At 42.9% G+C, this 17,961-nt stretch carries 20 protein-coding genes and 1 pseudogene; 8 read left to right on the top strand and 13 right to left on the bottom strand.

Annotated elements, in window-relative coordinates; genetic code table 11:
* Positions 1-6: 6 nt before the first annotated feature.
* A complete protein-coding gene (locus HOP08_04010) occupies positions 7-1,128 on the bottom strand; it encodes a glycerate kinase (protein NOT74069.1) in 1,122 nt (373 codons plus the stop codon).
* 5 nt (positions 1,129-1,133) lie between these two features.
* Positions 1,134-2,321 carry a molybdopterin molybdotransferase MoeA gene (locus HOP08_04005; protein ID NOT74068.1) on the bottom strand — a complete coding sequence of 396 codons (1,188 nt, stop codon included), beginning with the start codon at positions 2,319-2,321 and terminating at the stop codon, positions 1,134-1,136.
* Positions 2,322-2,354: 33 nt separating this feature from the next.
* On the opposite strand from HOP08_04005, the gene moaC reads away from it, so the two are divergent.
* Positions 2,355-2,834: a cyclic pyranopterin monophosphate synthase MoaC gene (moaC, locus tag HOP08_04000; GenBank protein NOT74067.1), complete on the top strand. Its 480-nt coding sequence runs from the start codon at positions 2,355-2,357 to the stop codon at positions 2,832-2,834.
* A gap of 411 nt (positions 2,835-3,245) precedes the next feature.
* Here the strand turns inward: moaC and HOP08_03995 are convergent, their stop codons facing one another.
* On the bottom strand, positions 3,246-3,656 hold the full coding sequence (locus tag HOP08_03995; protein ID NOT74066.1) for a molybdenum cofactor biosynthesis protein MoaE: 411 nt from the start codon (positions 3,654-3,656) through the stop codon (positions 3,246-3,248).
* 91 nt (positions 3,657-3,747) lie between these two features.
* Between HOP08_03995 and moeB the strand changes: the two genes are divergently transcribed.
* On the top strand, positions 3,748-4,884 hold the full coding sequence (gene moeB / locus HOP08_03990) for a molybdopterin-synthase adenylyltransferase MoeB (GenBank protein NOT74065.1): 1,137 nt from the start codon (positions 3,748-3,750) through the stop codon (positions 4,882-4,884).
* A 6-nt stretch (positions 4,885-4,890) separates the two neighbouring features.
* Here the strand turns inward: moeB and HOP08_03985 are convergent, their stop codons facing one another.
* Complete coding sequence (locus HOP08_03985; GenBank protein ID NOT74064.1) at positions 4,891-5,970, bottom strand: exo-alpha-sialidase; 1,080 nt, start codon at positions 5,968-5,970, stop codon at positions 4,891-4,893.
* 5 nt (positions 5,971-5,975) lie between these two features.
* Positions 5,976-6,248, bottom strand: a complete 273-nt coding sequence (locus tag HOP08_03980; protein NOT74063.1) for a molybdenum cofactor biosynthesis protein MoaD — start codon at positions 6,246-6,248, stop codon at positions 5,976-5,978.
* A gap of 62 nt (positions 6,249-6,310) precedes the next feature.
* On the opposite strand from HOP08_03980, the gene HOP08_03975 reads away from it, so the two are divergent.
* The gene (locus HOP08_03975) at positions 6,311-7,330 is read left to right on the top strand and encodes an XdhC family protein (protein NOT74062.1); all 1,020 of its coding nucleotides are present in this window, start codon (positions 6,311-6,313) and stop codon (positions 7,328-7,330) included.
* A 3-nt stretch (positions 7,331-7,333) separates the two neighbouring features.
* Here the strand turns inward: HOP08_03975 and HOP08_03970 are convergent.
* From HOP08_03970 to HOP08_03955, 4 genes and pseudogenes are all read right to left on the bottom strand, one after another.
* Positions 7,334-8,331, bottom strand: a pseudogene (locus tag HOP08_03970) (D-glycerate dehydrogenase).
* Between the two features lie 10 nt (positions 8,332-8,341).
* Positions 8,342-8,584 carry a MoaD/ThiS family protein gene (locus tag HOP08_03965; GenBank protein ID NOT74061.1) on the bottom strand — a complete coding sequence of 81 codons (243 nt, stop codon included), beginning with the start codon at positions 8,582-8,584 and terminating at the stop codon, positions 8,342-8,344.
* Positions 8,581-9,015 (bottom strand): SUF system NifU family Fe-S cluster assembly protein, encoded by a 435-nt coding sequence (locus HOP08_03960; GenBank protein ID NOT74060.1) that lies wholly within the window; start codon positions 9,013-9,015, stop codon positions 8,581-8,583. The genes HOP08_03965 and HOP08_03960 overlap by 4 nt, the downstream gene beginning before the upstream one ends.
* Complete coding sequence (locus tag HOP08_03955; GenBank protein NOT74059.1) at positions 9,012-10,217, bottom strand: cysteine desulfurase; 1,206 nt, start codon at positions 10,215-10,217, stop codon at positions 9,012-9,014. The genes HOP08_03960 and HOP08_03955 overlap by 4 nt, the downstream gene beginning before the upstream one ends.
* 128 nt (positions 10,218-10,345) lie before the next feature.
* Here HOP08_03955 and moaA point away from each other — a divergent pair, with 128 nt between their 5' ends.
* Genes moaA through HOP08_03930 form a run of 5 tightly spaced genes read left to right on the top strand, consistent with a single transcriptional unit; the run spans position 10,346 to position 13,578 of the window.
* Complete coding sequence (gene moaA, locus HOP08_03950; GenBank protein ID NOT74058.1) at positions 10,346-11,344, top strand: GTP 3',8-cyclase MoaA; 999 nt, start codon at positions 10,346-10,348, stop codon at positions 11,342-11,344.
* Positions 11,345-11,353: 9 nt separating this feature from the next.
* Positions 11,354-11,866, top strand: a complete 513-nt coding sequence (locus tag HOP08_03945) for a molybdopterin-binding protein (GenBank protein NOT74057.1) — start codon at positions 11,354-11,356, stop codon at positions 11,864-11,866.
* Between the two features lie 7 nt (positions 11,867-11,873).
* Positions 11,874-12,629 carry a sulfite exporter TauE/SafE family protein gene (locus HOP08_03940; GenBank protein ID NOT74056.1) on the top strand — a complete coding sequence of 252 codons (756 nt, stop codon included), beginning with the start codon at positions 11,874-11,876 and terminating at the stop codon, positions 12,627-12,629.
* Between the two features lie 15 nt (positions 12,630-12,644).
* Positions 12,645-13,175: a DsrE family protein gene (locus HOP08_03935; GenBank protein ID NOT74055.1), complete on the top strand. Its 531-nt coding sequence runs from the start codon at positions 12,645-12,647 to the stop codon at positions 13,173-13,175.
* Positions 13,176-13,185: 10 nt separating this feature from the next.
* Positions 13,186-13,578: a VOC family protein gene (locus HOP08_03930; GenBank protein ID NOT74054.1), complete on the top strand. Its 393-nt coding sequence runs from the start codon at positions 13,186-13,188 to the stop codon at positions 13,576-13,578.
* A gap of 14 nt (positions 13,579-13,592) precedes the next feature.
* Here the strand turns inward: HOP08_03930 and HOP08_03925 are convergent, their stop codons facing one another.
* From HOP08_03925 to HOP08_03910, 4 genes are all read right to left on the bottom strand, one after another.
* On the bottom strand, positions 13,593-14,372 hold the full coding sequence (locus HOP08_03925; GenBank protein NOT74053.1) for a response regulator transcription factor: 780 nt from the start codon (positions 14,370-14,372) through the stop codon (positions 13,593-13,595).
* An 8-nt stretch (positions 14,373-14,380) separates the two neighbouring features.
* Positions 14,381-15,427, bottom strand: a complete 1,047-nt coding sequence (locus HOP08_03920) for a histidine kinase (GenBank protein NOT74052.1) — start codon at positions 15,425-15,427, stop codon at positions 14,381-14,383.
* Positions 15,424-16,431 (bottom strand): histidine kinase, encoded by a 1,008-nt coding sequence (locus tag HOP08_03915; protein ID NOT74051.1) that lies wholly within the window; start codon positions 16,429-16,431, stop codon positions 15,424-15,426. Before HOP08_03915 ends, HOP08_03920 begins: the two co-directional genes overlap by 4 nt.
* A gap of 97 nt (positions 16,432-16,528) precedes the next feature.
* The gene (locus HOP08_03910; GenBank protein NOT74050.1) at positions 16,529-17,953 is read right to left on the bottom strand and encodes a hypothetical protein; all 1,425 of its coding nucleotides are present in this window, start codon (positions 17,951-17,953) and stop codon (positions 16,529-16,531) included.
* Positions 17,954-17,961: the final 8 nt, after the last annotated feature.

Here is a 17,961-nt window from a genome sequence, read left to right as displayed (position 1 = left end):
GGAAATTCAGACCAGGAATTCCCTGAGCAGATGAGCCCTGTCTTTTAAAACGGAGAAGGCATTACTCATTGCATTTTCATCGTCACTCGCCTGATTGGAAAGAGTGATCACTTTTTCAATTCCAAGTTTGGATAATTCGGTAAGAGAAAGATCATTCTTTCCCGCAAAGGCAACGCAAGGCTTGTCATAAAACTGTGCTATGCCGGCAACACCCTGAACAACTTTACCCGAAAGAGTCTGGTGATCGATTTTCCCTTCACCGGTAATAACAAGATCCGCTTCTGCGATGGCATCTTCAAGCTTTGTAAACGTTGAGATGAAGTGGAAGCCCCGCGACAAGCGTGCGTTCAGAAATAATTTTGCCCCTGAGCCTAATCCGCCGGCGGCTCCTGCTCCGGAAAAATCTGCTTCCTTGCTGAATGTTCTTTCAGCGATCTTCTGAAAATTCAGAAGTCCTTCATCGAGGATCCTTAATGAGGATTCATTACCGCCTTTTTGTTTGCCAAAAATATAAGCGGCACCATTAGGCCCATGAAGGTAATTATCAACGTCACATAAAACAGTGAATCGTGTTTTAGAAAGAAGCGGATGGGTATTCTCTTTTATAATGGAAGATATTCTAATGAGATTTTCACCAGTTGGTTTTAAAGCGATACCATTTTCATCAAGGAAGGAAAATCCAAGAGCTTCTGCCATTCCGATGCCCGCATCGTTGGTGGCACTGCCTCCAATACCCAGAACAATCTCCTCAACACCTCTTTCCATTGCATGCTTTATAAGCTGACCTGTTCCAAAAGTTGTCGTCAGCATTGGATTTCTCTCTTCTGGTTTTAATAAGAGGAGGCCTGATATTTTTGCCATTTCAATGAAGGCGGTTCTTCCATCGGCAGATATTCCATATTCTGTTTCGGTTACACGAAAGAGGGGATCCAGGGCTTTTATTTTTACGATTGTTCCGTGACTTAATTCTGTCAGCAGGTCGCTGGTGCCTTCACCACCGTCTGCTAAAGGAATAGAAATGATTGTAAGGGATGGATCAATTTCCAGTAATGATTCTTTGATCGCAGCGCAAACTTGTTTGGAGGTAAGCGATCCTTTGAATTTGTCAGGGGCAACTACGATTGTCACGGTTATCAGCGATAAGGGATGAAGGGAAATGCCTCACCCGCTTTGAAAGAGTTTTTATCTGCCGGCAATTCAATAAATCCATCGGCATCTTTCAGGTTGGCAAAATCTCCTGAACCTCCGCCTTCAAAAGGAGTCGCCATCAGTCTGCCGCCTTCATTATTAATTTTAACCTGAAGGAAATAAGTAAGATCCAGGTTGAATGAGAAATCGCCTGCAAGAATTGCAGAGGAAGAAGGTATCGTGATTCCCATGCTCTTTGCCAGCCATGGAAGAAAGTAGCGATAGAAGCAAAGAAAAGTAGAGACAGGATTTCCTGGAAAAGCAAAGACGGCGTGCTTCTTAGTAACGCCAAACCAGAAAGGCTTGCCGGGTTTTTGACTTACTTCATGAAAGACTTTTTTAACCCCCAATGATTCAAGAGCTGCGGGGATGAGATCAAATTTTCCTTTGGACACGCCACCGCTGAGAATGATTACCTGATGACTGGCCATAATCTTTGTCAGCTCTGTCACCAGTGCATTTCGCTCATCCTGAAGATGAAAGAGTGCGGGATGACATCCCATGGTATGAAGCGCCGTGCGGATGGCATAACTATTGGATCTTCTGATCTGGTGAGGCTGAGGCGAATCATGAATATCGACTAATTCATTTCCGGTTGAAACGATAGCGGTGGGAGGAAACGCAAGAACCTCTGCATCACTTTTTCCTACAGATGCAAGCAGGGCGATCTCAGCGGGAGAGAGAACATGACCGGGAGCAAGAATGGTATCGCCGCGTTTTGCATCACTGCTCCGGAGATGAATACTTTGTCCTTTCGAAATAGATTCTACTTTAACTTTTGCCAGCTTATTGAAAATGGCCACATCTTCATACCGGATAACGGTATCACATCCGATGGGCAGCATGGCACCCGTCATCACTTCAATACAATTGTGAACATCTTTTAATGTGGTGCGGGGTTGGCCGGCAGCCTGCAGATTTTCTACTTTGAATTCCCGCCAGCCTTCTTCAAAAGATTGATACTGTATGGCAATCCCATCCATGGCGACCCGGTCAAAGGGAGGAAAATCGCGATCAGCCTTGATCGCCTCGGCAAGAATTCTTCCTTCCAGCATCTCAATTTTGATCCGCTCTTTTTCGGCTTTGAAAAGATGTTGTCCGATGAGGGAAGTGGCTTCTGAAACGCTGACCATGAAATGGTTATTTTTGATTCAAGATAATAGAAAATGAAGAAGCCCACGTTAACTCACGTAGATCGTTCAGGAAATCCTAAAATGGTGGATGTCTCTGAAAAGCAAATTACCCGGAGAACAGCCAGTGCACAGGCTACTGTTTTTCTTGGCAAAGCGGTGCTGGCGGAGGTGAAAAACAATGAGCTGATCACTAAAAAGGGCCCTGTATTTCAGACAGCAATTATAGCTGGCGTTATGGGAGCAAAGAAAACTTCTTCAATTATTCCCTTCTGTCACCCGCTTGGATTGGAAGATTGCCAGATAAAATTTGAAGTGAAGGGAAAGAAGGTAGTGATCGATTCTTTTGCCACAGTGTCAGGTAAGACAGGTGTTGAAATGGAGGCATTGACGGCGGCAACGATTGCTGCGCTTACGGTGTATGATATGTGTAAAGCGCTTAGTCACGACATTGTCATTGAGGAAATAAAGCTGATGGAGAAGACGGGCGGCAAGAAAGACTTTAAGCGGAAGTAAATTTTCCATCAAATTGTTCAAGGAGTGACCTGATCTTACATTCAATATTATACCCCGTCCTGAAGGGCGCTTTCCCGGAAAGCTGCACATTACCAGAATGTTGGGAGCTTCTGGTTTAATCTGGAATTAAGACACTTTGCCTTCTGATATTTCAACTCTTCTGAAATCTGGAATAAAATCTTACAGCATCTCCGACTGCAATATTAATCATGAACTTTTTTCGTGCGAAGGCGTTAGCTTGTATGAAAATCAGTTGGCTATGAAATTGTTATTCAAATTTTCTATCGTGGAGGTGAATCCGATCTATCGGGATCTTCTCATCGTTGTGTTGGCGGGACTTCTTGTCGCCATGGCAATTGTAACGATGGGATTCATGATCGCTACACAGGTCTGAAGATTGAGTTGTCAGGATTATTTCCTGACGTCTACCCATTCTTCACCATCTTCAAAGACTTCCTTTTTGAAAATAGGAACGGTCTTCTTCAACTCGTCGATTACAAACTGACAGGCTTCAAAAGATTCTTTCCGGTGTTTTGTGGAAACCGCGACCACAACGGCCACTTCTCCGGGTTTCAGGGCACCAATTCTGTGACTGACGGCCCATCCCAAAAGCTCCCATTTTCTTGAAGTTGCTTCCAGTATTTTGCGGGTTTCGGCAATAGCCATTGGTTCATAGGCCTCGTATTCCAGCCGCACCACCTTTTTGTTTTTAGCCTGATCGCGAATGGTGCCGATGAAAACATTGATGGCGCCGGCTCCCTGCTGGGAGGCTGTTTCGATCACTTTCTGAACGTCGATTGGCTTTTCAGTAATTTCAATCATGTCTTTCTAAAAAGATGAGTGATTACAAAGTAAACAACTCTAATTTCATTTCTGTCATTAACTTTAACGAAGGGAAATCACTTTTTAATAAATGTTCTCACAGGAAGAATTAAAGCGTTACAGCCGGCAGATGTTATTGCCTGACCTTGGGCAAACGGGTCAGCAACGAATCAAGGAGGGAAGTGTGCTGGTGATCGGTGCCGGTGGACTTGGCTCACCTGCATTATATTACCTGACGGCGGCAGGAGTGGGGAGATTGGGAATTGTTGATTTTGACCTGGTAGATGAAAGTAATCTGCATCGTCAGATATTGTTCACCACAAAAGATATCGGAAAGAAAAAGACTGAACAGGCTGGAGTTCGTCTCAGGGAACTAAATCCTAATGTTAAGATCGAGTTGCACGATGGATTGTTGAATTCAGACAACGCCATGAAAATTATTTCATCTTATGATGTGATCATTGATGGCTCTGATAATTTACCGACCCGCTATCTCGTGAATGATGCATGTGTATTGCTGAAGAAGACACTGATCTATGGAGCGATTTTTCAGTTTGAAGGCCAGGTCAGTGTTTTTAATCATCTGAACGCCGATGGAAAGCGTGGACCCAATTACCGGGACCTCTTTCCGGAACCACCGCCTCCTGAAATGGTTCCATCCTGTAGTGTGGGTGGTGTGCTGGGAGTCCTGCCGGGTATCATTGGTTCCATGCAGGCGAATGAAGCGTTAAAAGTTCTTACGGGTATTGGCACTACGCTGAGCGGAAGATTGATGATCTACGATGCTCTTGATTTCACTACACGATTCCTGAATTTAAAGAGCAATGTGGATAATCCGGTTTCAGGAATTAATCCAACCATTACCAAGCTGATTGATTATGAAGCTTTTTGTAAAGCATCCGCTTCCACAGTTGAAGCAAAGGAAATATCTCCGCTAGAAGTAAGGGAGTTGCTGCGGGGAGACGGCATCCAGTTGATCGATGTAAGAGAATCTTTTGAATTCGACATCGTGAACATAGGAGGAGTTAATATCCCGATCGATTCTCTTCTTGACCAGAAAGAGCTCTTGAAAAAAGACAGGATGATCATTGTGTATTGTAAAAGCGGTCAGCGTGGAGCAATAGCGGCCCGAAAGCTAAGAGAAAATGGTTTTGAGAATGCTGTCAATATGAAAGGCGGACTGATCGCGTGGAAGGCAGAAGTTAACAAAGACCTTACGCTGTACTAGTTTACTTCAATTGAAAGTAACGCAATTGATCATGGCGAGATGATGCGAAATATTTTTCCATGAATCACCTTTGTCTTCTGATATATAAAGATTGCCATTGTTTGTGCCGAATGAAAGAGTGTCTTCTTTTTTCGCAAAGGAGTGGCGAAGCACGAGATCGAAAGCACTTTCTTCCGGCAACCCATTGGTAAGGGTGATCCAGTTCTTTCCTCCGTCAGAAGTTTTACAAACTACAAGTCTGAGGTCAACAGGAATTCGTTGTTCATCGCTATGAGCAGGTATTACCCATGCAGTCAATGGATCATGATCATCGACGATCAGAGCGAAACCATATTTCGGAAAGCCATCGGGATCACTTACATCTTCCCATTGTTTGCCTCCATTGATGCTTCTGAAAATGCCGCAATGATTTTGCTGCCACATTACTTCAGGATGGTCTTTGCATAGTAGTATTTTATGAGGATCGTGACCTGCTTCAGCTTTTGGATCAGGAAGATAGGCTGCGATTAATCCTGAATTTCTTGTGCTCCAGGTTTTTCCCAGGTCGGCACTTTCGAAAACTCCCGCACAACTCACTCCAACATAAAGATGATTGCTATCGATTGGGTCCAGAACGATAGAGTGAATAAAAGGATAGTCTTTACCGGCACCGAACCATTGCGATGGATCCCGGCGACTAGGATGATTCCAGAGACTTTCAACCAATTCAAAACTTTTGCCGTTGTTGGTGCTATGGAATAATCCACCGGGTTCAGTACCCAACCATAAACTGTTTGGCTTATCGTCTCCGCCATGTTGTATGACCCATATTTTTTTAAGGGAGGCAGGTTTTTCAGGTTGATAAAGTGCGTTGTTATAATTAGGTACAGGAATTTCTTCCCAGTGCTTTCCTTCATCTTGTGATCGATGAAGTTTTTCTCCCCAATGACGATGTGAGATTCCGGTCCACCAGGTGTTGCTTCGTTCGTCGATATAGATGAATGAGATAGGAAGACCTTCAAAGTGAATGGAAGATATTTTCCATCCGTTGATGTTCTCAAAAACGACCAGGCCCTTTGATGTGCCGGCTAGAAGTTTTGTCTGCATAGTAATCAGCCTCCTGACAGGGCCTGGAAGATAACCAACTCATCCTGATCGTTTATTGGGTCATTCAAAGTAAGACGATCCTGAATCAATTCACCCTTTACAAAAATGTTTACATGTTTTCTCAGTGCTCCGTTTTCCTCGACCAGGTAACTGAGAATTCCGGGATGGCTTTTATTGATATTCTGTAACGCTTCATTCACGGTTGATCCCTGAATCTGCATTTCGCCAAGGGTAGGGAAGAAACGCTTTAAGGCTGATGTGAATTTTACTTTTGGCATGACGATTTCAAAAGTAAAGATTTATTTTCTTTTGAAGGATCAGGTCGTAATTTCATGATTCTATGAAAGAACTGTTTCCTCAGATCAATGAATGGGCTCAGGCAAAGAAACCTTTTGCTATCGCCAGAGTTGTGCAGACGTGGGGCTCTTCACCACGTCCTGTCGGGTCTGCCATGATCATTTCATGGAATGCGGAGATCTCTGGTTCCGTCAGCGGGGGATGTGTGGAGGGGAGTGTGATAAAAGAATCATTGAAGCTGACGCAGGGAGGAACTCTGTTATCATATGGAGTATCGGATGATGAAGCGTGGCAGGCGGGGCTTGCATGCGGTGGTAAGATCCAGGTTTATCTTCAATCCTATCCCGAAAGTGAATCAACTGAGTACAAGGTGTGGCAGGAATTGGGAACGTTGCTTTCCAAAAATGAGATCTGTCTGCTGATCACTTCGCTATCGGGCGAGAATGGAAATGTATTGATGAATTCCAAAGGAGAGATTTCAGATTCTGAAATGCCGGAGGAAGTTGTTTCGAAAGCAAGGGTAGCACTTGAAAAGCGCAGGAACGAGTTGGTTGAAGTGAGTGGGAAACAATATTTTATTCAGGTTTTTCCAAAGAGGAACCGGATGTTGATCATTGGTGCTGCACACATCACGGTAGATCTGTTGCAGTTGGCGAAGGCATATGATTTTGAAACGATTGTTATTGATCCACGGGGAGTATTTGCCGACAAGACACAGTTTGTGGTGGCACCTGATCAGTTGATTGTAAAATATCCTTCAGAGATTCTCCCGGATCTTTTACTGGATCATTACGATTATGCTGTTGTATTATCGCATGATCCCAAGATCGATGACGATGCACTAAACATCTTACTCAATTCAAAAGTAGCCTACATCGGAGCCTTGGGCAGCAAGAAGACCCACGAGAAGAGAGTAGCGCGATTGAAAGAGGCTGGATTTTCTGACGATAAGATCGGGAGGATTGAATCACCGATCGGTGTGGATATCAACGCTCAGGGAGCAAAGGAGATTGCGTTGAGTATTATGGGGGCAGTTATTAAAACCAAAAATCTCTCAGCGTGATCCTTAATTTCTTTTGAAATCAGGATTTACATTATTCGTCAGTTCGCCTTTCTTATAGAAATCAATAATATTCTGTGCGGCCATTCTGGCCATTTCATTGCGGGCTTCAACCGTTGCAGAGCCGATGTGCGGCAATACTGAAACGTTTTCCATCGAAAGAAGCGGGTTGTCTTTATGCATGGGTTCCGGATTTGTTACGTCCAGTCCTGCACCCCAGATGATATTTTTTTGAAGAGCCTCAATAAGATCTTTTTCATTGTGAAGTCCGCCGCGTGAAGTATTGATGAAAATGGAGGAAGGTTTCATCTTTTTAAAGACAGAGAGATTGAACATTCCTTTTGTCTCTTCGCTCAGTACACTGTGAACGGATACAACATCACTTTGGCTCAACAGCTCATCAAAGGTGACCATTTTTGCCCCGAGGACTTGTTCTGCTTTGGGATTTGGTTTGCGGTTGTGGTAGAGGATGTTCATGTTATAAGCACCTTTACATCTTTTTGCCATCTCCATTCCGATGCGCCCCATACCAAATACTCCCAGTGTTTTGTTCTTCAACTCAATTCCAAGATTTCCTTTAGGGCGGAAATAGCTCCACTCACCTTTTGAGATCATCTTGTGCATGTAGAACATTTTTCTGGATGCGGTGATCATGAGTCCGAAAGCAACGTCGGCAGTTGCATCACTCATAGCATTGGGTGTATTGCAAACGGCTATGCCAAGCCGGCTCGCCTCCGGAATATTAATGTTGTCGTAGCCAACGGCAAATTGAGAAATGATATCAAGCTGACGGCAGGCATTCAGAAAAACAGAATCGATAGTATCGGTGCCGCCGCAGATAAGTGCGGTGACTTTGCTGGCTCTTTGAATTAGCCCGGTTGCTTCATTGGTCTTTCTTCCGGCCATGCATCCACTTCAAAGCCAGCCTCTTTTAAAAGCCTGGAGGCAGTTTCAGGAAAATCCCTGGAGAGTAAAATTTTTATCTGATCATTCGTCTTTTGCATGACTACAATGTTAACCGCCGCTTACAGGAGGGATAATTACAACTTCATCATTTTCATTGAGCTGATAGGAGTCCTCCTGATAATTCTCTCCAACGGCAAATGAAAGTGATTTGAGTTTTGAAAACTCCGGATACTGATGGAGAATTCTTTGCTTGAGCGATAGGATGCTTGCGCCGTCTGGAATTTCCACCTCCGATTTCTTTGAGTGAAGAATGTCTTTAGCGATTCCGAAAGCGATAAGGGTAATTTTCATTTCTCGGGAACAGAATTGCTTAAATATTTTTCCATCTCTTTCCATGCAAGTGTTGCACAATCCATCCTTTCCGGAAAATCATGTACACCTGAGAATGCGAGAAGCTCATCCGGCAAAACTACCTCATTGGCAAGTGATTCTTTGTTAACAAAGCGAAGAAATTGTTTACAAAGTTCGAGGGCCTCATTATTTTTCTTTCCTTCCAGCAATTTCACCATGATGGAGGAGGAAGCTTTTGAAATGGCACAGCCAAAGCCATGAAAATGAATAGAGGTAAGTTGGTTTGAGATGTAAAAATCAAAACGATCCCCGCAAATTGGGTTATAAGCTTTTAACTGAATAGGTGAATTGCTTATCTTCTCAAAATGAAAAGGAGCAGAGGCGTGCTCTTTGATGATTTCAGAATATAATCTCTTAAGATCACTGCTCACGACCAGAATTTTTTTAATTCTAACAATGCATCGCAGATTCTGTTCACATCTTCTTTTGTATTATAAATGGAAAATGAGACGCGCACCGTCGGGCCAATCCCCAGCATTTCGTGCAGAGGCTGAGCACAATGATGGCCTGCGCGAACGGATATGTTAAGGTTTCCCAGAAAGCCTGCAACATCATGCGGGTGAATATTTTTAACCTGAAAGGAAACAATGCTTCCCCTGTTCCCGGGATTTCCAACTATAGAAATGAAATCCATGGCCTCAAGCCTTTGGGTGAAAAGAGAGATGAGGTTCCGGGTATGATTCAAAGTTTCGTCAGCATTCAGAGATTGGATGAAGTCAATGGCTGCACCAAATCCTAATACACCTGCGATGTGCGGGGTGCCCGATTCAAGATTGTAGGGATAACTCATGAATTGAGTATCCTCTAACTCTACATTCTTTATACTGCCGCCTCCAAAATTTAATGGATCGATCTGATCGTGATATTTATCTTTTACAAACAGCACTCCTGTGCCAAGAGGCCCAAACATTTTGTGTGCAGAAAAGGCAAGGAAGTCAACATCCAACGACTTTACATCAATAGGATAATGTCCTGCGCTTTGAGCAGCATCGATCAGTACGGGAATATTCTTTTTGTGAGCTTTCTGAATGATCTCCTCAATTGGATTGATGGTTCCCAGCACATTGGAAATATGTGTTAGGGCAAGAAGCTTTGTGTGAGATGTAATTAATTCATCCAGCTTTTCAATATCAATATCTCCGCCACTGGTGACGTGAATGATTCTAAGCTTTGCTCCGGTGGATTTGCACAGTTGTTGCCATGGAATAAAATTAGCATGGTGTTCCATGACGGAGAGGAGAATTTCGTCGCCCGACTTTAGTCTTTTAAGAAATCCATGTGAAATAATATTGATCGATTCAGTTGTGCCCTTTGTGAAAGCGATGTCGGCTGGTTTTGCTCCAATGAAGTCGCTGACTTTTGAACGGGCTTCGTCAAAATGACGGGTAGCATGAGTTGACAAGTGATAAAGTCCACGATGAACGTTTGCATTGTCTTTTTCATAGAAATCATTCATGGCCTGAATGACAGACTGCGGCTTTTGAGACGTAGCAGCATTGTCCAGGTAAACCAGATCAGGATGGTGAGTGAAAATGGGGAAAGCGGACTTTATTGATTGGATTGATGAGGCCATGCCAAAACTTGTTTAAAGATACTTGTTTTATTTTTTCACATTAATTCCCTTCAAGGAAGGAATCTGCCGCGCAACCAATTCTTTTTAGATGATCTATTAAGCTTATTTTTGCTGATCTTCGTAATCGAATGCCAGTACAGCAACTTTTTGATAATCATGGAAGACCCGTCAACTATCTAAGATTGGCGGTGACGGATCGTTGCAATCTCAGGTGCTTTTATTGCATGCCGGAAGAGGGGATTCACTACTTGCCGAAAAAAGAATTGTTAAGCTTTGAGGAAATAGAAAGGCTGGTAAGTCTCATGGCATCGATGGGAATTACGAAAGTAAGATTGACGGGTGGAGAGCCATTCGTCAGAACGGACCTTATGGAATTGATCAGGAGAATAGTAAAGATGAAAGGCATTGAGGATGTTCATCTCACTACGAATGGTATTCTCACAGGTCAGTATATTCCTGAATTGAAAGCATTGGGAATTGCATCGGTGAACCTCAGCATGGATACCCTCGATCGCAACCGCTACAAGATCATTACGCGACGGGATGAGTTTGGGAAAACCCGGGCCACGCTGGATTCATTGCTGGAACATAGGATCCCTGTCAAGATTAACACGGTGGTAATGGAAGGAAAGAATATTGAAGATATCCTTCCGCTTATCGAATTGACGAAGGATAAGGATGTGTCTGTAAGGTTTATTGAAGAAATGCCCTTCAATGGTGAAGGGAGTCATTACTCAACGCTGGCATGGACGTATAAAAAGATTCTGGATCATATCAGAAATGAGTTTCCCAATCTTGAGAAGATAGAAGATCCTAAGAATGCAACGGCAATTCATTATCGCATTCCTGGATTCAAAGGTAACATTGGAGTGATAGCAGCTTTTAGCAGAACCTTTTGTGGAACATGCAATCGGATCAGAGTCACCGCACAGGGAGTTTTGAAAACATGTCTGTATGATGATGGTGTTTTAAATATCAAAGACCTTATGCGGTCAGGACTAACAGATGAGGAGTTGAAGGAATATTTGCTCAAAGCTTTTTCAAGTCGTCCGAAAGATGGTTTTGAAGCTGAGCAGAATAGAAAAGGGCATTTGGTATCTGAATCAATGTCAACAATCGGTGGATAAATAAAAGCTATGAGATCAATAATATTTTGCGTTTGTGTTTTGGTATTGAGCATAAATGCATTGGCACAAAAACAGGATGTGCCAAGTGCCTCATTTACTATTTCAGGAGCTGTCAAGTCGCCAGTCACAATTCAAATTACTGATTTAACAAAGTGGAAGTCGATACCTATTGGTGATGTTGTGATTACCAATCATCTCGGTGAGAAGAAAAGTGAAGTAAAGGGTTTGAAGGGAATCTTGCTGAAAGACGTTCTTGGGTCTGTGGAGATCACTTCTGACAGTCCGAAGTTATTGAGTGAATATTATTTCATCTGTAAAGCCAATGACGGATATACGGTGGTTTACTCATGGAATGAAATCTTCAATACCGTTGTGGGTGACTCCGTTTATATTGTTACTGAGAAAGACGGCAAATCTGTTAAAGATATGGATGGTGCTATATTGATGATTTCTCCCAAAGATTTTAAAACGGGAAGAAGGCATGTAAAGGCACTGATCTCTATCGAGGTCAAAAGAGCTTGATCGGACAATGGAGTTTTACTTTCTTGTTGCAGCATTTTTCCTTATAGCATTAATCTATTCTTCCGTTGGTTTTGGTGGAGGATCAAGTTATCTCGCGTTGCTCGCGCTTCCATTCTTTGCCATCGCGTTTCCGGTCATTCGCTCAACAGCGTTGTTCTGTAATATCGTTGTAGTGACAGGGGGACTGATCATTTTCTATAATGAGGGAAAACTTTCCTTTAAAGATGCATGGCCTTATCTATCGGCAAGTATTCCAATGGCATATCTGGGAGGTTTCTGGAAAATTGAAGAGCATACTTTCTTTATTTTACTGGGCGTCACACTTGTCATTGTTCCATTTCTTTTGTGGTTTCAATCTGAAAAAAAACAAACACAGGAAGGGAGTGCAGTTAAAGAATCTACTACTCTGAAGGTTATTCTGGGGGGATGCATCGGTCTGTTGTCCGGACTTGTTGGAATAGGAGGGGGCATTTTTCTTTCGCCAGTACTGCACATGTTGAGATGGTCAGAGCCCAGGAGAATTTCTGCATTGGCGAGTTTATTCATCATGGTGAATTCAATTGGAGGTCTTGCAGGACAATTCAACAGGGGTGTTCCTGAATTGAGCTGGCAATTTCTTGTTCCATTACTGCTCGCGGTGCTGGTGGGTGGACAGATTGGATCGCGCTTAGGCGTCAGGAAATTTGATCCGGTCTATATCAGGAGAATTACAGCGGTATTGATTCTGGTGGCAGGAATAAATATTTTAAAGGATCATTTATAATAAAACTCAGTATTCATGAAAAAAATTCTTTTCATAGCAATCAGCCTGATGTCTGCATCGGGATATTCCCAGTCGCGCGTTAATCCGGTTATTAAAAGTACGGGAGGGGTTTTTGAAATTCCCTATGCTGTTGAGAAGCCTGATCCGAAAATGGTTTACAACATTGTTATTGAAGTGGAGCGCCCCAGTGAAAAGCCGGATACAATTAACTGGGCATTGAACAATGTAGCGAGAATGCTGAACCTGCATGCCATTGGGGGAGTTCCTTCAAAGAACATGAATGTTGTGATTGCGATTCATGGAGGAGCAACGTATACCGCAATGGACAATGCTTCTTATCTTTCAAAGTATAAAGTGGACAATCCCAATCTCAAACTGTATAAAGAGCTGGAAGCTGCAGGAGTGAAGATATTTGTTTGCGGGCAATCACTCATTGGGAGGGAAGTAGACCGTAATAAACTGGTGCCGGAAGTGAAGGTGGCTACCTCCATGCTCACGACTCTCACCACTTACCAGATGAAAGGGTATGCATTACTGAAATTTTGAAGGCCAAAGTATGAAGTTAAGATTACATGAGATAGAATACGGTTCAGGCGACGTTGCTGAGAGCAAATCCTTTTATAGCAATGTGCTGGGTCTTGAAACTTCAGTAGACCAGCCGGCATTGAAAGTTTACCGAACGAATGTCAATGCCATGGACTTGAATTTTTCTGAGCATATTCCAAAGGGAGTGATCTCCATCAGTTTTCTCACCAATGATTTGGACATTGCTACCAAAGAACTGACGAGAAAGAAGGCAACTTTTACAGGACCAGAAAAATCACATCTGGGAATGATGTCGATTACTCTTCATGATCCAAATGGAATTGTTGTTAAGATCAACACTCCAACTTCTGCTTCACCGCAATGGCTTAAGGATCTTGCCAGCGGCCTGGAAGAGAATTCTTAATCCTGATCTGATTTTCAATTTGAATTATTCCCGTCGAACCACTCCTTAAACTCATTCACCTTTTCCCGACTCACGATAATCTCCTTATCCCATACAGGTTGTGTGGCAATTTTCAGTCGACTGTTGGAATAGACCACCACGTCCTGAATGAAATGAATGTTTAAAATGTATGTGCGGTTAACTCTATAGAAGGACGATGGCGTCAGGACTTCTTCAAGGGATTCCAGGGTGAAGTCAATGATAAACTTGCGCAGTTGTTGGGTAACAAGATAAACGTCCCGGCCGTCGGCGAAAAAGAGAATAACCTGATCCGTTGTGATTGAGCGAATGTGATCTCCAACCTTCACCATGAACCGGTTCTTGTAGCTTTTCGCGGAACTCTCAATTGCGAGGGATTTGATCTTTTCAAGCTTTGAATCATTCATGACCAACTGATCTCTGAGATTTTCAAGCTTTTGCAGACTGGCGCTGAGATCGGTAAAGGTTACTGGCTTTAACAGGTAATCGATACTGTTTACTTTGAAAGCGTCAAGTGCGTATTCATTATAGGCAGTAATAAAGATCACAGGCTTTTGTACCGTCACCTTTTGGAAAATTTCGAAGCTTAACCCATCCTTCAGTTGAATGTCCATGAAGATGAGATCGATCGAAGTCTGATTTTCGGTGAGCCAGCTGACGGCTGAAGTGACTGAGTCGCAGGTCCCTTTTACTTTTATTTCCGAACTGTACTTTTGAAGATAACGCTCCAGCTTCTCCACCGCCGGGGTTTCATCTTCAACAATCAGGACGTTCAGAGCGAGACTCATGCAGGTTCGGTTACGGTATGATCTACAGTGATCAGCGGAAATTTAATATAATTTTCGCGACCTGCTTTTATTTGAATGAATGGCCGGTCACTATAAACTGAATACGAGCGTTGTAAACGTTGAAAGGCCTGAAGGCTCTCAGGATGCAATTGTAATTTATCATTCAGATCGTGATGGAGCACAAAGTAATCATCATCCTCCTGTTCGAGAGAAAGTACCAAAGGAGAGTCTGCAGAGATTAAAGTATTCCGCAAGATCGAATCAATGGTTGTGATCAGCGCGCCGGGCATCAGGTAAATATTCTCTGCATTCCGGACACTGTTGCTCCATTTAATGTGATGATGATGTTTTTGGTTGGCCAACCGAAGAAGATTGTTGATAGCCAGAATTTCTTCAGAAAGTGCTACAAACTCTTTTTGACGATTGATCAACTGATAGCGGTATAATGCTGCCAGGCTATCAATCAGTTCTTCAGAAGCATCTGCATTTTTATGAAGACAAAGGATCAATTCTTCCAGGCTATCATAAAGAAGATCAGGATTGATCTCCTGGCGGAAGGATGTAAACTCTGATTCCAGGCTTTCGCGCAGCTTATGCTCTTGCTCGATCCGTTGGGTATTTTCCTGATGCAAATACTGATTGCCAATATAGAGTGCATTATAAAGCAAGGCTGTCAGTCCATAGATGACTCCGAAGAGAAGCAACTCTCTTGGGCTGATGTCGAAGCCAATTCCGAATTTATAATATTGAGTAATGGCAATCAGCACCATGGCAACGCTGACAACTGTCGTGATCAGGATTTCCAGAGCAAACTTATTTTTGACTGGCAACGAGATTTTTTGCAATAGTACAATGGTCAGTCGCATTGATTCAAATGCGATGAGGCTTAACACAATGCTGACATAAACCTCCTGATTGATAAACAAAGTTCCGAGCTGCTCAACATTATTATTGACTAAAAGAATGATGAGATACACCAGAATACCGAACACTGGCGGAGCAAAAATCCTGAAGAAGGGATTATGAATGAATATTCTTTTCATAACGCCAGATTCTTTTTTAAGACCGGTAGCTGAACCAGGAACTTTTCGTCATCGCGTACAATTACTTTTTCATGAGTAAAGAAACTGTAGCGTTTGTGAATATTTTCCAACCCAACACGGAAGCTGGTAACAGGTTTAAGGCTGCTGGTCTTCGTGTTGTAAATAATGAGGCTGGTGTTGTCAACTGCACTGATATAAACGAGCAGGGGTTGGTCTTTGCTGATGGAATTATGTTTCACTGCATTCTCTACCAGTAACTGAAGTGTCATGGGGGGAATCATTGAATCCAGAATATTCTGGGGGACATTGATCTCAAGCTGCAGATGGTATTCGTAACGGACCTGAAGCAGAAAGTAGTAGGACTTGACAAACTCCAGCTCTTCTCTCAGTGGCACAAGCTTTTGTGTCTGATGATTTAAAACATACCGGAAAGTATCTGCCATCCTTCTGATGAATTCTTCCGCCACCCGGGTGTCTTTATAGAGTAAGGATGAGACTGTATTAAGACAATTGAAAAGGTAATGCGGGCTGATCTGACTTTTTAATGATTCAAACTGCAGTTCAAGCTGCCACCGCTCGGAGCGGAGTTGCTCTGCCTGCGTTACTGCATAGTGGCGATAAGAATAAAACAGGCCATAGAATATCTCATAAATAAAGATTGAAATGATAAAGAGCATCGTGAGCTTGATAGGTGCCTCACCATTGATCTCGAAGATGTGTTTCCCGATAAATGCAAAGAACAAAATGATCAGAAGGATATTGGCGCCAAGCCCACTGATGAATCTCAATAGAAAATTACTTTTCCAGTGAATGATCTTGTCGAGCAGCCGGTCGATTTGAAAGATTACGAACCCCAGCGCATTGGTAATGAGGATGGCCACCATGTACTTCTCACTTTGTAAACGGAATGTCGGGATGGCCCCTGTTTCACTGTAGTGAATGAATGTAAAGAAAACAAGTCCGATGGTTGTGCACCCGATCAGCAGCAGCAAATATTTGCGCATGGATTGTTTTCTTGAAAGGGATGCCGTGAACATAAGGACTTGAAACTACAGAATTTTAGCCTGAAGGAAAATCAGATGAGCAAATGTAAATAGGTGATTATTCGATCGCTCGCAGGGCTCTTCCGTAGTAAGTCTCAGAATCAATCTTTTTGGCGATGGCGCGATAAGCATCTTTCAATGCAGCGTCATTCATAAGCTTGATCTTTGGAGCAGCACGTGTCAGCACTTCTGTGATGTAATGATCTGAATCAATATTCCCGGCGGATTGCAGAATGGCCTGCATGTTCTGCCTGGAAAGATTTGGACGCTCCAGCGCGTTTTGCAAAAATGAAGCAGTGTAATGATCGCTGTCATTTCCCCCGATCGTAGTGAGGAGCTTTTGAAAAACTTCATCCGACATAGTTTGTCTCTTGATGACTTCGTTGGCAACCACAGTGATATAGTGATCAGAATCAATAGTTCCTGCGACACTTATAAGATTGATTTGAGCTTCACTGTTAAGATTATTGCGAAGTAGGTTGGTTAAAACCTCAGTCTTGTAATGATCAGATTCGATGTCTTTTACTGATTCCAATACTTTAACATAAGAAACTGAAGAAAGCCCTTGCTTGTTCAGTGCCTTGTTAAGAACAACGCTGCGATAATGATCTGAGTTGATAGAACGGGTAGTATTGATCATTTCGGAAATAGTAGCTTCAGTAAGATTGTTTTGTCTTAAAAGATTGGAGATGACTTCAGTTTTGTAGTGGTCAGACTCCATGGTGGAGGTAGCCTGCATGATGATCTTTATACTTTCTGGTGAAGCTGGTCCGCTGCGCAATGCTTCCTTGATCACTTCGGTTCTGTAATGATCAGAATCCATTTTTTGAGTTGCGGCAAACACAGCGTCGGTTGCTTCTTTGTTCAGAAGAAACTTGTTCATGTTTCCTTTCAGGAATTCAGTGAGGTAATGATCGGATTCAACAGATTCTGCAACTTTGGAAATGATGTTTGAATAATCTTTTTCAGGAAGATTTAATGCCATCAATGCGTTTGCATAATGCGCCTTTACGTGATCACTTTCCAATCTTCCAATTTCTTCGAGTACGGATTTAGATCCACCCTGGCGATAGAAGCGGCTTACGCGACTTTCTGCCCCAATGGTAGTGCTTCTAAGAAGTTCAGGAAGTATCTCAGACAACCACTTGCGTCCTTCTGGTTCAAATGGAACAGAAGTGCGTCCTTCATAGTACTCGCGCTTCAGACTGTTTGCTTGTGGAGTTATAATGATTGAGCGTCTGCTTCCGAAAACAGTCTTGGTGATTTCCAGATATCCGTCTGGTGACATGCTTTTGATATCCTTGTCATCATCGGACATTTCAATTTTGCCCCTGATTTCGACATTGAAATTGCTGACCCCGTTGGAGTGGCTGATCTTGATTTTTGAAGTCGACTTATTATTGGTGTAAACCTCAGTTTGGGACTGGGCCATGGCGGAGGCGGCAACAAAAAAGGCGATGAAGAAGGCGATGAGCGTTTTCATGGGATTCA

The sequence above is a fragment of the Cyclobacteriaceae bacterium genome, from assembly GCA_013141055.1.
In the GTDB taxonomy this organism is placed as follows: domain Bacteria; phylum Bacteroidota; class Bacteroidia; order Cytophagales; family Cyclobacteriaceae; genus ELB16-189.
Note: the sequence above shows the minus strand (reverse complement) of the source record. Positions and strands in the feature narration are given on the sequence as shown.

What these genes read in the sequence shown, in the direction of transcription:
- HOP08_04005 (NOT74068.1), bottom strand. Translation starts at nt 2,321, where the DNA reads ATGGTCAGCGTTTCAGAAGCCACTTCCCTCATCGGACAACATCTTTTC.
- moaC (NOT74067.1), top strand. Translation starts at nt 2,355, where the DNA reads ATGAAGAAGCCCACGTTAACTCACGTAGATCGTTCAGGAAATCCTAAA.
- HOP08_03995 (NOT74066.1), bottom strand. Translation starts at nt 3,656, where the DNA reads ATGATTGAAATTACTGAAAAGCCAATCGACGTTCAGAAAGTGATCGAA.
- moeB (NOT74065.1), top strand. Translation starts at nt 3,748, where the DNA reads ATGTTCTCACAGGAAGAATTAAAGCGTTACAGCCGGCAGATGTTATTG.
- HOP08_03985 (NOT74064.1), bottom strand. Translation starts at nt 5,970, where the DNA reads ATGCAGACAAAACTTCTAGCCGGCACATCAAAGGGCCTGGTCGTTTTT.
- HOP08_03980 (NOT74063.1), bottom strand. Translation starts at nt 6,248, where the DNA reads ATGCCAAAAGTAAAATTCACATCAGCCTTAAAGCGTTTCTTCCCTACC.
- HOP08_03975 (NOT74062.1), top strand. Translation starts at nt 6,311, where the DNA reads ATGAAAGAACTGTTTCCTCAGATCAATGAATGGGCTCAGGCAAAGAAA.
- HOP08_03965 (NOT74061.1), bottom strand. Translation starts at nt 8,584, where the DNA reads ATGAAAATTACCCTTATCGCTTTCGGAATCGCTAAAGACATTCTTCAC.
- HOP08_03955 (NOT74059.1), bottom strand. Translation starts at nt 10,217, where the DNA reads ATGGCCTCATCAATCCAATCAATAAAGTCCGCTTTCCCCATTTTCACT.
- moaA (NOT74058.1), top strand. Translation starts at nt 10,346, where the DNA reads ATGCCAGTACAGCAACTTTTTGATAATCATGGAAGACCCGTCAACTAT.
- HOP08_03945 (NOT74057.1), top strand. Translation starts at nt 11,354, where the DNA reads ATGAGATCAATAATATTTTGCGTTTGTGTTTTGGTATTGAGCATAAAT.
- HOP08_03940 (NOT74056.1), top strand. Translation starts at nt 11,874, where the DNA reads ATGGAGTTTTACTTTCTTGTTGCAGCATTTTTCCTTATAGCATTAATC.
- HOP08_03935 (NOT74055.1), top strand. Translation starts at nt 12,645, where the DNA reads ATGAAAAAAATTCTTTTCATAGCAATCAGCCTGATGTCTGCATCGGGA.
- HOP08_03930 (NOT74054.1), top strand. Translation starts at nt 13,186, where the DNA reads ATGAAGTTAAGATTACATGAGATAGAATACGGTTCAGGCGACGTTGCT.
- HOP08_03920 (NOT74052.1), bottom strand. Translation starts at nt 15,427, where the DNA reads ATGAAAAGAATATTCATTCATAATCCCTTCTTCAGGATTTTTGCTCCG.
- HOP08_03915 (NOT74051.1), bottom strand. Translation starts at nt 16,431, where the DNA reads ATGCGCAAATATTTGCTGCTGCTGATCGGGTGCACAACCATCGGACTT.
- HOP08_03910 (NOT74050.1), bottom strand. Translation starts at nt 17,953, where the DNA reads ATGAAAACGCTCATCGCCTTCTTCATCGCCTTTTTTGTTGCCGCCTCC.